The organism is Escherichia sp. E14V7 (assembly GCF_004212225.1).
Classification (GTDB): Bacteria; Pseudomonadota; Gammaproteobacteria; order Enterobacterales; family Enterobacteriaceae; genus Escherichia.
The window spans coordinates 102112-115207 of the sequence record NZ_RHJJ01000004.1 but is presented as its reverse complement, the minus strand read 5'-3'; the positions used below and the strand labels follow the sequence as shown (position 1 = coordinate 115207).

At 48.3% G+C, this 13096-nt stretch carries 16 protein-coding genes; 6 read left to right on the top strand and 10 right to left on the bottom strand.

Annotated elements, in window-relative coordinates; all coding sequences use genetic code 11:
* Positions 1 to 22: 22 nt before the first annotated feature.
* The 4 genes from manY (at position 23) to mntP (ending at position 3183) form a co-directional block, all read left to right on the top strand.
* A complete protein-coding gene (gene manY / locus D9741_RS04920) occupies positions 23 to 823 on the top strand; it encodes a PTS mannose transporter subunit IIC (RefSeq protein WP_130218751.1) in 801 nt (266 codons plus the stop codon).
* A gap of 12 nt (positions 824 to 835) precedes the next feature.
* A complete protein-coding gene (gene manZ, locus D9741_RS04915) occupies positions 836 to 1687 on the top strand; it encodes a PTS mannose transporter subunit IID (RefSeq protein WP_130218749.1) in 852 nt (283 codons plus the stop codon).
* Positions 1688 to 1741: 54 nt separating this feature from the next.
* The gene (locus D9741_RS04910) at positions 1742 to 2200 is read left to right on the top strand and encodes a DUF986 family protein (protein ID WP_130208443.1); all 459 of its coding nucleotides are present in this window, start codon (positions 1742 to 1744) and stop codon (positions 2198 to 2200) included.
* 416 nt (positions 2201 to 2616) lie between these two features.
* A complete protein-coding gene (gene mntP, locus D9741_RS04905; protein ID WP_001353153.1) occupies positions 2617 to 3183 on the top strand; it encodes a manganese efflux pump MntP in 567 nt (188 codons plus the stop codon).
* Here mntP and rlmA read toward each other — a convergent pair.
* The 5 genes from rlmA to mgrB all read right to left on the bottom strand — a co-directional run bounded on the left by rlmA (position 3180) and on the right by mgrB (position 5692).
* Positions 3180 to 3989: a 23S rRNA (guanine(745)-N(1))-methyltransferase gene (gene rlmA / locus D9741_RS04900; protein WP_130218747.1), complete on the bottom strand. Its 810-nt coding sequence runs from the start codon at positions 3987 to 3989 to the stop codon at positions 3180 to 3182. The genes mntP and rlmA overlap by 4 nt on opposite strands.
* Before the next feature lie 166 nt (positions 3990 to 4155).
* Complete coding sequence (gene cspE, locus D9741_RS04895; RefSeq protein ID WP_001062678.1) at positions 4156 to 4365, bottom strand: transcription antiterminator/RNA stability regulator CspE; 210 nt, start codon at positions 4363 to 4365, stop codon at positions 4156 to 4158.
* A gap of 39 nt (positions 4366 to 4404) precedes the next feature.
* Complete coding sequence (locus D9741_RS04890; protein ID WP_064529246.1) at positions 4405 to 4521, bottom strand: DUF2627 domain-containing protein; 117 nt, start codon at positions 4519 to 4521, stop codon at positions 4405 to 4407.
* Positions 4522 to 5186: 665 nt separating this feature from the next.
* Positions 5187 to 5474, bottom strand: coding sequence for a YebO family protein (locus D9741_RS04885; protein ID WP_130218745.1), 288 nt, complete (start codon positions 5472 to 5474; stop codon positions 5187 to 5189).
* A gap of 74 nt (positions 5475 to 5548) precedes the next feature.
* The gene (gene mgrB, locus D9741_RS04880; RefSeq protein ID WP_130208449.1) at positions 5549 to 5692 is read right to left on the bottom strand and encodes a PhoP/PhoQ regulator MgrB; all 144 of its coding nucleotides are present in this window, start codon (positions 5690 to 5692) and stop codon (positions 5549 to 5551) included.
* Between the two features lie 156 nt (positions 5693 to 5848).
* Between mgrB and D9741_RS04875 the strand changes: the two genes are divergently transcribed.
* Positions 5849 to 6088 (top strand): YobH family protein, encoded by a 240-nt coding sequence (locus D9741_RS04875; RefSeq protein WP_130208729.1) that lies wholly within the window; start codon positions 5849 to 5851, stop codon positions 6086 to 6088.
* Between the two features lie 146 nt (positions 6089 to 6234).
* Here the strand turns inward: D9741_RS04875 and kdgR are convergent, their stop codons facing one another.
* Positions 6235 to 7026, bottom strand: a complete 792-nt coding sequence (gene kdgR, locus D9741_RS04870) for a DNA-binding transcriptional regulator KdgR (protein ID WP_096849880.1) — start codon at positions 7024 to 7026, stop codon at positions 6235 to 6237.
* A 176-nt stretch (positions 7027 to 7202) separates the two neighbouring features.
* On the opposite strand from kdgR, the gene D9741_RS04865 reads away from it, so the two are divergent.
* Positions 7203 to 8576: an MFS transporter gene (locus tag D9741_RS04865; RefSeq protein WP_130208451.1), complete on the top strand. Its 1374-nt coding sequence runs from the start codon at positions 7203 to 7205 to the stop codon at positions 8574 to 8576.
* A 47-nt stretch (positions 8577 to 8623) separates the two neighbouring features.
* On the opposite strand, the gene htpX is transcribed toward D9741_RS04865, so the two are convergent.
* The 4 genes from htpX to msrC all read right to left on the bottom strand — a co-directional run bounded on the left by htpX (position 8624) and on the right by msrC (position 13057).
* The gene (gene htpX / locus D9741_RS04860) at positions 8624 to 9505 is read right to left on the bottom strand and encodes a protease HtpX (protein WP_000984517.1); all 882 of its coding nucleotides are present in this window, start codon (positions 9503 to 9505) and stop codon (positions 8624 to 8626) included.
* A 191-nt stretch (positions 9506 to 9696) separates the two neighbouring features.
* Positions 9697 to 11745: a carboxy terminal-processing peptidase gene (gene prc, locus D9741_RS04855; RefSeq protein ID WP_130218743.1), complete on the bottom strand. Its 2049-nt coding sequence runs from the start codon at positions 11743 to 11745 to the stop codon at positions 9697 to 9699.
* A 19-nt stretch (positions 11746 to 11764) separates the two neighbouring features.
* The gene (gene proQ, locus D9741_RS04850; protein WP_000431365.1) at positions 11765 to 12463 is read right to left on the bottom strand and encodes an RNA chaperone ProQ; all 699 of its coding nucleotides are present in this window, start codon (positions 12461 to 12463) and stop codon (positions 11765 to 11767) included.
* Between the two features lie 96 nt (positions 12464 to 12559).
* On the bottom strand, positions 12560 to 13057 hold the full coding sequence (gene msrC, locus D9741_RS04845; RefSeq protein WP_130218741.1) for an L-methionine (R)-S-oxide reductase: 498 nt from the start codon (positions 13055 to 13057) through the stop codon (positions 12560 to 12562).
* Between the last annotated feature and the right edge of the window lie 39 nt (positions 13058 to 13096).

Here is a 13096-nt window from a genome sequence, read left to right as displayed (position 1 = left end):
TTACGTAAACAGGAGAAGTACAATGGAGATTACCGCTCTTCAAATTGTGCTGGTATTTATCGTAGCCTGTATCGCAGGTATGGGATCAATCCTCGATGAATTTCAGTTTCACCGTCCGCTAATCGCGTGTACCCTGGTGGGTATCGTTCTTGGGGATATGAAAACCGGTATTATTATCGGTGGTACCCTTGAAATGATCGCGCTGGGCTGGATGAACATCGGTGCCGCTGTTGCACCTGACGCCGCCCTGGCTTCTATTATTTCTACCATTCTGGTTATTGCTGGTCATCAGAGCATCGGTGCCGGTATCGCGCTGGCAATCCCCCTGGCAGCAGCAGGCCAGGTTCTTACCATTATCGTTCGTACTATTACCGTTGCTTTCCAGCACGCTGCGGATAAGGCTGCTGATAACGGCAACCTGACAGCGATTTCCTGGATCCACGTTTCTTCTCTGTTCCTGCAAGCAATGCGTGTGGCTATTCCGGCCGTCATCGTTGCGCTGTCTGTTGGTACCAGCGAAGTACAGAACATGCTGAATGCGATTCCGGAAGTGGTGACCAATGGTCTGAATATCGCCGGTGGCATGATCGTGGTGGTTGGTTATGCGATGGTTATCAACATGATGCGTGCTGGCTACCTGATGCCGTTCTTCTACCTCGGCTTCGTAACCGCAGCATTCACCAACTTTAACCTGGTTGCTCTGGGTGTCATCGGTACCGTTATGGCGGTGCTCTACATTCAGCTGAGCCCGAAATATAACCGTGTCGCCGGTGCGCCAGTTCAGGCTGCTGGTAACAACGATCTCGACAACGAACTGGACTAACAGGTGAGCGAAATGGTTGATACAACTCAAACTACCACTGAGAAAAAACTCACTAAGAGTGATATTCGTGGCGTCTTCCTGCGTTCTAACCTCTTCCAGGGTTCATGGAACTTCGAGCGTATGCAGGCGCTGGGCTTCTGCTTCTCTATGGTGCCGGCGATTCGTCGCCTCTACCCGGAAAACAACGATGCCCGTAAACAGGCGATTAAACGTCACCTCGAATTCTTTAACACCCAACCGTTCGTGGCGGCGCCAATTCTGGGCGTAACCCTGGCGCTGGAAGAACAGCGTGCTAACGGTGCAGAGATCGACGATGGCGCAATCAACGGTATCAAAGTAGGTCTGATGGGTCCGCTGGCAGGTGTAGGCGACCCAATCTTCTGGGGTACGGTACGTCCGGTATTCGCAGCGCTGGGCGCCGGTATCGCGATGAGCGGCAGCCTGTTAGGTCCGTTGCTGTTCTTTATCCTGTTTAACCTGGTACGTCTGGCAACGCGTTACTACGGCGTAGCATATGGTTACTCCAAGGGCATCGATATCGTTAAAGATATGGGCGGCGGCTTCCTGCAAAAACTGACGGAAGGGGCGTCTATTCTCGGCCTGTTTGTCATGGGGGCATTGGTTAACAAGTGGACACATGTCAATATCCCGCTGGTGGTTTCGACTATCACCGGGCAGGATGGACAGACCCGTGTCACCACAGTACAGACCATTCTTGACCAGTTAATGCCGGGCCTGGTACCGCTGCTGCTGACCTTTGCTTGTATGTGGCTGCTGCGCAAAAAAGTGAACCCGCTGTGGATCATCGTTGGCTTCTTCGTCATCGGTATCGCTGGTTACGCTTGCGGCCTGCTGGGACTGTAAGACTGTTGTACACTACCGGGGCCTTTTGGCCCCGTTTTTTTATCTGGAGGATTAATGACAATCACGGAACTGGTGCTGATTCTGTTCATCGCCGCACTGCTTGCCTTTGCGATATACGATCAGTTCATTATGCCCCGCCGCAATGGCCCCACCCTGCTGGCAATTCCTTTGCTGCGGCGCGGTCGCATCGACAGCGTTATCTTCGTCGGGCTGATTGTCATTCTTATCTACAATAATGTGACCAGTCATGGCGCACAAATTACCACCTGGTTATTAAGTGCTCTGGCGCTGATGGGTTTTTATATATTCTGGATCCGCGTTCCGAAGATCATCTTTAAACAGAAAGGTTTTTTCTTCGCCAATGTCTGGATTGAATATAGCCGAATCAAAGCGATGAACTTATCGGAAGATGGTGTCCTGGTTATGCAATTAGAACAGCGTCGGTTGTTAATCCGCGTTCGAAATATCGACGATCTGGAAAAGATTTATAAACTTCTTGTTTCAACTCAATAGGTTATACATTTAGCCAAAGCTATGTTAAGTGTATTTTTAATAACCAGACATAGCTTAGGCTATATTATCTCTTCGATCATTTGTTATTTATTTTAACGTTTCATTTATATATAAATCTAAATGAAAATCGTTATCAACGAAGTAATGAAATAATATATTCCAACAGTTGTTTTATATTCTCAAAATATGTTAAGGTTGCGCCCTCATTTGGGGAGTAGCCGATTTCCAGACTCCGGAAATGTACGTGTCAACATACTCGTTGCAAAACGTGGCACGTACGGACTGAACATTTTCAGTCAGGCGAGACCATATGCACATCAATCGCTATGCCTGCATGAGCGCGTCTTGTCGTTCATGTGTGCATGTTTGCGGGGGGCGAAGATGTGTTTTATGGATACCCCGGTCAGGACGTTGTCATGAATATCACTGCTACTGTTCTTCTTGCGTTTGGTATGTCGATGGATGCATTTGCTGCATCAATCGGTAAAGGTGCCACCCTCCATAAACCGAAATTTTCTGAAGCGTTGCGAACCGGCCTTATTTTTGGTGCCGTCGAAACCCTGACGCCGCTGATCGGCTGGGGAATGGGCATGTTAGCCAGCCGCTTTGTCCTAGAATGGAACCACTGGATTGCGTTTGTGCTGCTGATATTCCTCGGCGGGCGAATGATTATTGAGGGTTTTCGTGGCGCAGATGATGAAGATGAAGAACCGCGCCGTCGACACGGTTTCTGGCTACTGGTAACCACCGCGATTGCCACCAGCCTGGATGCCATGGCTGTGGGTGTAGGTCTTGCCTTCCTGCAGGTCAACATTATCGCGACCGCATTAGCCATTGGTTGTGCAACCTTGATTATGTCGACATTAGGGATGATGGTTGGTCGCTTTATCGGCTCAATTATTGGGAAAAAAGCGGAAATTCTCGGCGGGCTGGTACTGATCGGCATCGGCGTCCAGATCCTCTGGACGCACTACCACGGTTAATTTGTTCGCTGCCAGAGGTGAATATTAAAGTCCGTCTGGCAGTCGAATACTTCTTTTTCCGCCAACGTTTGCCAGACATCAGGCTTCGCACGCCAGGCAAACGGCGTCATCTGCAACAATGCAACAGCTTCATCGCCGCGAAGACGCATCGGATACCGCAGTTCATCGCTCTGCTGTAATGCAAAACCTTCCAGTTGTTCAGTATGGGGGGCATGCAGAAGTACTTCGTCGTAAATCAGCCCTTTCAACTCCATTAAATGTCGTGGCCCTGGAGTAACAGTAATTACCCACCCTCCCGGTTTGACGACACGCGCTAACTCTTCTGCTTTGCATGGCGCGTAGATGCGAATAATGGCATCCATACTGGCATCGGCAAAAGGCAGACGGTGGCTGGAAGCGACACAAAAGGTAACCTGCTTATAGCGTTTCGCCGCAGCTTTAATTGCGACCTTAGAGACATCAAGACCAAAGGTTGTCACTACTGGCAAGGCATCGGCAAAAGCATGAGTGTAATACCCTTCCCCACAGCCAATATCCAGTACCGCTGTTGCGTGCTCATTAAGACATCCACGCAATTGAGCGACTATCGCATCACGAAGCGGCTGATAATGACCGGCATCTAAAAACTCACGTCGCGCCTGCATCATTTCCGCGCTGTCTCCCGGATCGCGGGATCGTTTATATTGAACGGGCAGCAGATTGACATATCCCTCTTTCGCCATATCAAATTGATGCCGCTGAGGACAGATATAGCTATTTTTTTCAAGAGATAAAGGCTGATGGCAAAGTGGACAGGAAAACGACATGAAAACTCCGGCGGGATACTAAATGCCGCAAGTGTAACGCGAATCGCGCTGCGGGCAAATATTCGAAGGTCGTAAGCGAGCATTAAACAAAGTAAAAAGCCTCGCTTTTCGACGAGGCTTTATAGCGAGATTGAAGTGCGTTAACACTTCAGATCAGTGAATTCGATCAGATAGCGGTTACGTTAACAGCTGCCGGACCTTTCTGGCCGTCCTGAATTTCGAACTCAACGTTCTGGCCTTCGGCCAGAGTTTTGAAGCCATTACCCTGGATAGCGGAGAAGTGTACGAACACATCTTTGCTGCCATCAGCCGGAGTAATGAAGCCAAAACCTTTAGACTCGTTGAACCACTTAACCTGACCTTTAATCTTTGCCATTTGAAAAATTCCTTAGATTGTTTTCTTCGCCCGCAGGCATTACAGAGATAAAACTGACACATTACTGCTTGAGGCACTAATATAAGGTTCGGCAGAGAAGCGGTATTCAACGACAACGTGTTTACTCAGGACTTCTTTACTGAAAATGCCACACATAAACAGAACTGTACCTCGTTTAACCCAAAGCTGTTATCACATACAACGTTAATTATGGCAAGCCATTTTTAAACATGTCTCGATCAGCTGCACAAATCTCGATGCGCCTTCCACTTTTTTTGCACATTTATGCAACGGAATGCGTGTCGATATATCGAGACACTAAAGCATACCAGTACAAACAGATGCCTGAACTGATGTGGTTTCTAACATAGTTCAATAAGTTCTAATCTTCCAGTTCAGAAATACAATTTAATTACACAATGTGTGTGATATCACTTTTTATACTATGTAATGATAAAGTGTTATATAACTTTATCTCATAAAACAGTCAGTTAACAACATACACAGATGCAATGCCGATGCCATATTCAAAGCATGTTAATAATGTAAAATAAGAAAAAATGATGAATGATAAAAAAATGAGAAGAGAAACGTTTCGCTTATAAACAATGCTGTAATTAATCAATATTCCGATGCAAACATCCCAATCAGCAAGTACAAAAAATAACTTTTTCTGATGTCAAAATAAATGAATTAATAACAGAGAAAATAATCAAAATCCAATAAAGGATTAACTTTAATCAATTGCATCATTATAGTGCATGTAAGAATGATGAGATGAGTAACCCATCAACACAGGGTTACTCAAATTGCAGGAAGGATTACCGTTCTGCTACCAGACGAATAATATCTTCATCTTCATCCGTTTTTTGGTTCTCAGTCACCTTTTCATCGGCTTTTTCAGGTGCGTTAGCTTCGCACAAGCGGCGTAACAGTACATTCTGCCGTTTCTGCTGATCCAGCAATGCCTCAAGCAGTTCAATCTGTTCGTTAGTCCGGGAACTGGCACGGTTGATGAAAAACCACAAGATGAGCCCAATAATAAGAACTACTACCGATACGACCAAAGACGCAATGTTCATCACGCCTGAATTTACAACTTCGTTCATTTAACCACCTCTAAGTAGAGGCGCCATTTTACCACTGCTACGCAGGAAGGAAATCTACTGATGAAAAAATGATATCACCATGGGATGAACTGATTGATGGCACAAATTCCGCTGAAAAATTGCACATCCTGATCGCACATTATGTTGAATACCTGCATCCATAACAGCAAGAAAGCCAGCACAGCGGCAACCAGAACGACCCATCGAAACTTTTTCACTCCAATCTCCGTTTAACCTCTCTTCTGCCTTTACACTATCATGCGTTAGTTAAACAACGTCTAACCATGTCGATATTCGTGCTTTTTCGGAATGATACGCTTGCTTCAGTCCATATTGCCGCTACGATTAAGCAAACAAAAAGAGAAGAGGTCGTAATGCGATTCATCATTCGCACAATTATCTTGATAGCACTGGTATGGACAGGATTATTACTCAGCGGATATGGCGTTCTGATTGGAAGCAAGGAAAATGCTGCCGGGTTAGGACTGCAATGCACATATCTCACCGCCCGAAGCACAAGCACGGTGCAATATCTGCATACTAAAAGTGGATTTTTGGGGATTACAGATTGCCCGCTGCTACGTAAAAGCAATATCGTCGTCGATAATGATTGATAGATAACGGTACAAATATCCACATCAAAACTAATGGATATAAAGTACTTTCATCTTCTGCTCGAACGATATCACTATTAACATTATTTAATCCACGCTAAATGAAGAACCTGTCTGAATTTTATGCAGGCAGGTTCTTATTTTAATCAGAATGGATAGTCGTGATACCCCATTTGTGCGGATATTTTGCGCGCTGCCGTATGCAACATAGCCACATACTCCTGCAAACGTTCTTCAGAAAAACGCAGCGTCGGGAAGGAAATACTCAAGCCGGCAATCACCACACCAAAGCGGTCAAACACCGGAACGGCGATGCAACGCAGTCCTTCTTCCTGTTCTTCGTTATCTTCGCCGTATCCCTGCTCACGGACCTGATCTAACACGGGTAATAACGCCTCAGTGCTGGTGATGGTCCGATCGGTGCTGCGTTTATATTCCACGCCTTCAAGGATTTGCTTCACTTCATCACGATCGCGCCAGGCCAGCAGCACTTTACCAATCGCAGTGCTGTACAGAGGATTACGACGGCCAATCCGTGAATACATGCGCAAATTGTACATAGAGTCAATTTTGTGGATGTAAACGATACTGTCTTCATCCAGTGCGCCAAGATGAATGGTTTCTTTGGTCAAACGGGAGATCTCACGCATCTGGATATCTGCACTGCGAATAAGATCGACGTTTTGTAACGCACGAGCGCCCAGCTCAAATAATTTCAGGGTCAGAGAGTATTTCTCCGACTCCCCTTCCTGTGCGACATAGCCCAGGGTTTTCATGGTCTGTAAAAAGCGATAAACGGTGCTTTTTGACATCATGACACGCTGTGACAGCTCGGTTATCCCTATTTCGCGCTCTTCGCCCAGCGCCTGCAAAATGCCAAAAACCTTCAGTACGGAAGATACAGAATCAGGTTGTTTATCCAGATCTGCGTTAGCCATTTATCACCTCATTGCGAGTGTTTTATAAAAATCAGAACTGTTTTTTATTATAATTTCGCGCCAGGGCGGTCGCAATCCATCTTTTGCCGGTTAGTTACAATTCTGCGACATTCACCGTGAATATCAGTGCTAAAATCATACCCCTGTTGATTATTACCAAAAGATATAAAATTCCTATGCCAAAAGTTCAGGCCGATGGCCTGCCGTTGCCTCAGCGGTACGGCGCAATTTTAACCATTATTATTGGTATTTCGATGGCGGTTCTCGACGGCGCTATCGCTAATGTCGCCTTGCCAACCATTGCAACCGATCTCCACGCCACACCAGCCAGTTCCATCTGGGTGGTGAATGCCTACCAAATCGCGATTGTTATCTCCTTACTCTCGTTCTCTTTTTTGGGCGATATGTTTGGCTATCGACGAATTTATAAATTCGGTCTGGTGGTTTTTCTGCTCTCATCGTTGTTCTGCGCTCTTTCTGATTCACTGCAAATGCTAACCCTGGCGCGTGTAATACAAGGTTTTGGCGGCGCGGCGTTAATGAGCGTCAATACTGCACTCATCCGCTTAATCTACCCACAACGTTTTCTGGGGCGAGGGATGGGAATTAACTCTTTTATCGTCGCCGTCTCCTCCGCTGCCGGGCCGACGATCGCCGCCGCAATCCTTTCAATTGCGTCCTGGAAGTGGTTATTTTTAATTAACGTACCGTTGGGTATTATCGCCCTACTCCTGGCGATGCGTTTTCTGCCGCCAAATGGTTCTCGTGCCAGTAAGCCGCGGTTTGACCTGCCCAGCGCCGTGATGAATGCGCTGACATTTGGCCTGCTTATTACCGCGTTGAGTGGTTTTGCTCAGGGGCAATCACTGACGCTGATCGGTGCTGAACTGGCGGTAATGATTATTGTTGGTATTTTCTTTATTCGCCGCCAGCTTTCCCTTCCTGTTCCACTGCTACCGGTGGATTTACTGCGTATTCCGCTGTTTACACTATCAATTTGTACCTCCATTTGTTCTTTCTGCGCGCAAATGCTGGCGATGGTTTCCCTGCCTTTTTATCTGCAAACCGTACTTGGGCGTAGTGAAGTTGAAACAGGTTTGCTCCTGACCCCGTGGCCGTTGGCAACGATGGTAATGGCTCCGCTGGCAGGTTATTTGATAGAGCGCGTCCATGCAGGATTGCTTGGTGCTTTAGGGCTGTTCATCATGGCGGCGGGACTTTTTTCACTGGTCCTGTTGCCAGCTTCACCTGCCGATATCAATATCATCTGGCCGATGATCTTATGCGGTGCAGGCTTTGGGTTATTCCAGTCCCCCAATAATCACACCATTATTACCTCCGCCCCGCGTGAGCGTAGCGGTGGTGCCAGTGGAATGTTGGGTACAGCGCGTCTGCTTGGTCAGAGTAGCGGCGCAGCTCTGGTGGCGCTGATGTTGAATCAGTTTGGTGATAATGGTACGCACGTCTCGCTGACGGCTGCGGCTATTCTGGCAGTGATCGCCGCCTGTGTCAGTGGTTTACGCATTACCCAACCGCGCGCACAAGGCTAAAAAAAAGCGCGTCAACCAGGACGCGCTTTTTTATAATTTACTGCAAATTACTTCAGGTATTCACCGGTACGCAGGGCTTCAATACGTTTATCCAGCGGCGGGTGAGTCATAAACAGCTCACTCAGCGATTTGGACTTACCATTGATACAAAAAGCCATCATGCTGGTTGCTTCCTGCGGCTCATAGCTGGTTTTCAGACGCTGCAGCGCAGCAATCATTTTCTCACGACCAACCAGTTTGGCTGAACCTGCATCGGCATGGAATTCACGGTGACGCGAGAACCACATGGTGATAATGCTCGCCAGAATACCAAATACCAACTCCAGCACCGTCGCAACCGCAAAGTAGATCAGCGGGTTGCCGTTGCTCTCTTCACCTTCATCACGGTTACCGCCCATAAAGCCCGCGGCAAGCTGCGCCAGAATACGCGAAATAAAGATAACGAAGGTGTTTACCACGCCCTGAATCAGCGTCATGGTAACCATGTCACCATTCGCAATGTGGCTAATTTCGTGGGCAATTACCGCCTCAGCTTCATCCGGGCTCATGTTCTGCAGCAAACCGGTGCTGACAGCAACCAGAGAGGCATCACGACGAGCACCTGTCGCAAAGGCGTTGATATCCGGCGCATGGTAGATAGCTACTTGCGGCATAGCAATCCCTGCCTGACGGGCCTGGGTTGCTACAGTATTGACCAGCCAACGTTCCCTTTCGTTACGCGGTTGCTCGATCACTTCCCCGCCAACAGATCGTAATGCCATCCATTTGGACATCAGAAGCGAAACGAAGGAACCACCAAAACCGAACAGCAAGGCCATAATCATCAGCCCCTGAACGCTGCTCGACTGTATCCCTGTCAGGCTCAGTACCAGCCCGAAAACGACCATGACGGCCAGGTTCGTTAGCAGGAAGAGCGCGATTCGCATCATAATTTTCTTTTTACCTCAGTTTAACAAAACGCAATATGCGATACCCACATCGTATGGGTTACGCGACTATTTTCAAGTCTGGATAGAGCGTAAGTCACCAGAAAGACACAACTTTACATTTTGTAGCATCTGATTTACGGCATCTTGCCACTGTTAAAAAATCAGGCACAATTTCTTGTGCCTGATTGATGTTACTTGACGGGAGCGGGCTGTTCCGCTGGTCTGGATTTTTCCAGCTTCGCCAGATCGAGTGCGATATTCACTGTCTCGTCCAGATACGGATCTGGCTCCTTGTAATCTTTTGGCAAATCATCCAGTTTCTTCAACTCCGGTTTGCCTTCGCGTTTAAAGCGATCGTTCAAGCGCGCCAGACGCATCGCATCATCTTCATTGTTCTCTTTCTCACGCACAGCGTAATTCAGAGAAACAATATTGCGTTTGTCCTTCATGGCATTGAAACGAGCAATATCCTTCATGATGTTCTGAAATTCAGGATCCTTCGCGATGCGCGCATTATGTTCCTTCAGCAATTCCGGCTCAAACGCCGATAAATCGCCTGATTTCACATAGGTTGCAGCATCAATGCTATCCCACGGCAGCGCATTATCTTCGAATTTCTCTCCCGTTTCCGTCTCTTCATTGCCCGTCGGCATGATGATATCCGGCGTGACGCCCTTACGTTGGGTACTGCCACCGTTAACGCGATAGAATTTCTGGATTGTATACTGCACTGACCCCAGCGCCGGCCATTCAGGACGTAACATCTGATCGTAGATACGATTCAGAGAACGATACTGCTGGACAGTACCTTTGCCGAATGTTGGTTCACCCACAACCAGCGCGCGACCGTAATCCTGCATCGCGGCGGCAAAGATTTCTGAAGCCGAAGCACTGAATCGGTCAACCAATACCACCAGCGGGCCTTTATAGAACACCTGGCCGTCGGTATCACTGTCCTCGCGGACTTTACCATTGTTATCACGGACCTGAACAATCGGACCGGAAGGAATGAACAAACCAGAGAGCGATACTGCCTCGGTCAGCGCCCCGCCGCCATTGCTACGCAGGTCGATGACGACGCTGCTGACATTCTGTTTTTCCAGCTTCTGCAACTGAACTTTGACATCGTCTGTCAAGCCAACATAGAAACCGGGAATATCCAGTACGCCCACTTTTTCTTTGCCGACGGTCTTCAAGGACATTTTAACTGCGCGGTCTTCCAGACGAATGCGTTCACGCGTCAGTGTTACCGTACGGGTTTTAGTCCCTTTACCGGCAGGTAAAATTTCTAAACGAACTTTACTGCCTTTCGGCCCTTTGATTAAGGCAACGACATCATCAAGACGCCAGCCAATCACGTCAACCATCGGCTTGCCGGTTTGACCAACACCGACAATTTTGTCACCAACGCTGATAGCTTTACTCTTCGCTGCCGGGCCACCTGCCACCATCGAATTGATAACGGTGTAGTCATCATCCATTTGCAGCACCGCACCAATACCTTCCAACGACAAGCTCATTTCAGTATTGAACTGTTCGGTATTACGCGGGGAAAGGTAATTGGTATGCGGATCAATTTCGCGCGCAAACGCCGTCATTGCCAGCGAGAACACATCTTCGCTGTTAGTTTGCGCCAGACGGCGAATGGCAAATTTGTAGCGACGAGTCAGGGTTTCACGAATTTCTTTATCCGTTTTTCCTGTTAGTTTCAGGCTTAACTCGTCGAATTTGACTTTGCTGTCCCACAGCGCGTTCAACTCGGCCTCGTTTTTCGGCCAGGGCGCTTTGCTGCGGTCCAGGTTATAAGTGTCGTTGCCGGTAAAATCCATCGGTTTTTCCAGTACCGATAAGGCGTACTGGTAACGTTCAAAACGGCGTTTTTGCGCCAGATTGTAAAGATCGTAGAAAACGTCAAGTTTACCGGAGCGCAGTTCATCGCCCAGCTCATTTTTCTTTTTCGCGAACTGTTCAACATCGCTTGCCAGCAGCACATTGTGGCTGTAATCAAGCAGGTTCAGGTAGCGGTCAAAGATTTTGGCCGAGAATGCCTGATCGAGGTCGAACTGGCGATAATGGGAGCGGGTAAAGCGCGACGTTACGCGCTCACTCACCGTCGCATGCTGCGTCTCTTCCTTTAATACCGGAATCTGATCAGCACGCGTAATATCTTCTACTGCGAAGGTCTGGCCTGCTATTGCAAGCAGGCCAGCTAACGCGGTAAGCCTAAAAAACATGTTCATGCCTGGCCCGGCCTCCGTTTCAGAACACCAGGTGTTCTGCGCGCACAATCAAAGACATACCCGAATTCAGCTGGACGCGGACGCCGTCTTTGGTGATTTCTAATACGGTGGCATCCATCGCATTTTGACCAGCTTTCACCTTCAGGGCTTGTCCGACAGTCAGAGCTGAAATGTCAGAAACTGGGGTGTGCTGTTCTTCGCGAGGTGCTTTTACTGTTTTTGGCGCTTTCTCAGCCGGTTTCTGCGCGCGAGGTTTGCGCTCGGCGCCTTCTTTACGGCGTTGCGCAGCAGGACGTGGCTTGCGTTCGCGGCGTGGTGCGTCTTCTTTCTCACCTGCAGCTGCGGCAGCTTCGCGTTTTTTCGCCTGCTGTTCGGCACGCTGCGCCTGGACGCGCGCTTTCGCTTCTTCAAGCTGCTTGCGAGCATGTTCTACATGCTGCTCGTCCAGCTCACCGCATGGGTTGCCGTCGAGATCGACACGCGTCGCGCCTGGTTTAACGCCATACAGATAGCGCCAGCTCGAAGTGTAGAGACGTAAAGCGGATCGCAGTTGCGTTTTGCTAAGGTTCATTTCCCCAGCAACGCGATCGACCAAATCCTGAAAAATACCGATTTTCAGCGGACGCGCTTCACCTTCCGCACTGAAACAGTGGGGAAAACGTTCGGCCAGAAACGCGATTACTTCTTTACTGCTATTCAACTTAGGTTGATTTTCCATGAAATTTCCTGATTACAACGGACGTAGCCAACAAGCGCAGGCATGAACAGGCGTCATTATAATGACGTCATCAGTAAATGCTACGTTATCCGTTGATTATCCTGCGACGCTCGCAAAGAATTTTTTGTAATCCGTCGTTGCAAGCACCTTTTCAAGCTGCGCCACAAGCTGACGTAAGCCTTGCTCGTCCTCGTCTGTAAAGCGACCGAAGACAGTACTGTCGATATCGAGAACGCCAATAATCTGATTTTTCACCACCAACGGCAGAACGATTTCAGAATTACTCGCCGCATCACAGGCGATATGCCCATCAAAGGCGTGAACATCCTCGATTCGCTGTACTTCATTGCGGGTAACTGCAGTGCCACACACGCCACGCCCTACCGGGATCCGTACGCAGGCAATTTTGCCCTGAAACGGCCCGAGTACCAGCGTATCGTCCTCAAGTAAATAAAACCCAGCCCAGTTTACGTCAGTCAGACGCTCGTATAACAAAGCACTGGTATTCGCCAGCGTTGCCAGAAAGCTGGTTTCTCCCGCCATCAACGCATTAAAGTCGCGGTTTAAGTCCGCGTAAAATTCTGTTTTGTTCATTATATAATCACTTAGTTGTCTTACCTGGAACTGCCAGCC

Excerpts from the sequence above, each read along its gene's own strand:
- manY (WP_130218751.1), top strand. The coding sequence starts at position 23 with ATGGAGATTACCGCTCTTCAAATTGTGCTGGTATTTATCGTAGCCTGT.
- manZ (WP_130218749.1), top strand. The coding sequence starts at position 836 with ATGGTTGATACAACTCAAACTACCACTGAGAAAAAACTCACTAAGAGT.
- D9741_RS04910 (WP_130208443.1), top strand. The coding sequence starts at position 1,742 with ATGACAATCACGGAACTGGTGCTGATTCTGTTCATCGCCGCACTGCTT.
- mntP (WP_001353153.1), top strand. The coding sequence starts at position 2,617 with ATGAATATCACTGCTACTGTTCTTCTTGCGTTTGGTATGTCGATGGAT.
- rlmA (WP_130218747.1), bottom strand. The coding sequence starts at position 3,989 with ATGTCGTTTTCCTGTCCACTTTGCCATCAGCCTTTATCTCTTGAAAAA.
- cspE (WP_001062678.1), bottom strand. The coding sequence starts at position 4,365 with ATGGCAAAGATTAAAGGTCAGGTTAAGTGGTTCAACGAGTCTAAAGGT.
- D9741_RS04890 (WP_064529246.1), bottom strand. The coding sequence starts at position 4,521 with ATGTGTGGCATTTTCAGTAAAGAAGTCCTGAGTAAACACGTTGTCGTT.
- D9741_RS04885 (WP_130218745.1), bottom strand. The coding sequence starts at position 5,474 with ATGAACGAAGTTGTAAATTCAGGCGTGATGAACATTGCGTCTTTGGTC.
- D9741_RS04875 (WP_130208729.1), top strand. The coding sequence starts at position 5,849 with ATGCGATTCATCATTCGCACAATTATCTTGATAGCACTGGTATGGACA.
- kdgR (WP_096849880.1), bottom strand. The coding sequence starts at position 7,026 with ATGGCTAACGCAGATCTGGATAAACAACCTGATTCTGTATCTTCCGTA.
- D9741_RS04865 (WP_130208451.1), top strand. The coding sequence starts at position 7,203 with ATGCCAAAAGTTCAGGCCGATGGCCTGCCGTTGCCTCAGCGGTACGGC.
- htpX (WP_000984517.1), bottom strand. The coding sequence starts at position 9,505 with ATGATGCGAATCGCGCTCTTCCTGCTAACGAACCTGGCCGTCATGGTC.
- prc (WP_130218743.1), bottom strand. The coding sequence starts at position 11,745 with ATGAACATGTTTTTTAGGCTTACCGCGTTAGCTGGCCTGCTTGCAATA.
- proQ (WP_000431365.1), bottom strand. The coding sequence starts at position 12,463 with ATGGAAAATCAACCTAAGTTGAATAGCAGTAAAGAAGTAATCGCGTTT.
- msrC (WP_130218741.1), bottom strand. The coding sequence starts at position 13,057 with ATGAACAAAACAGAATTTTACGCGGACTTAAACCGCGACTTTAATGCG.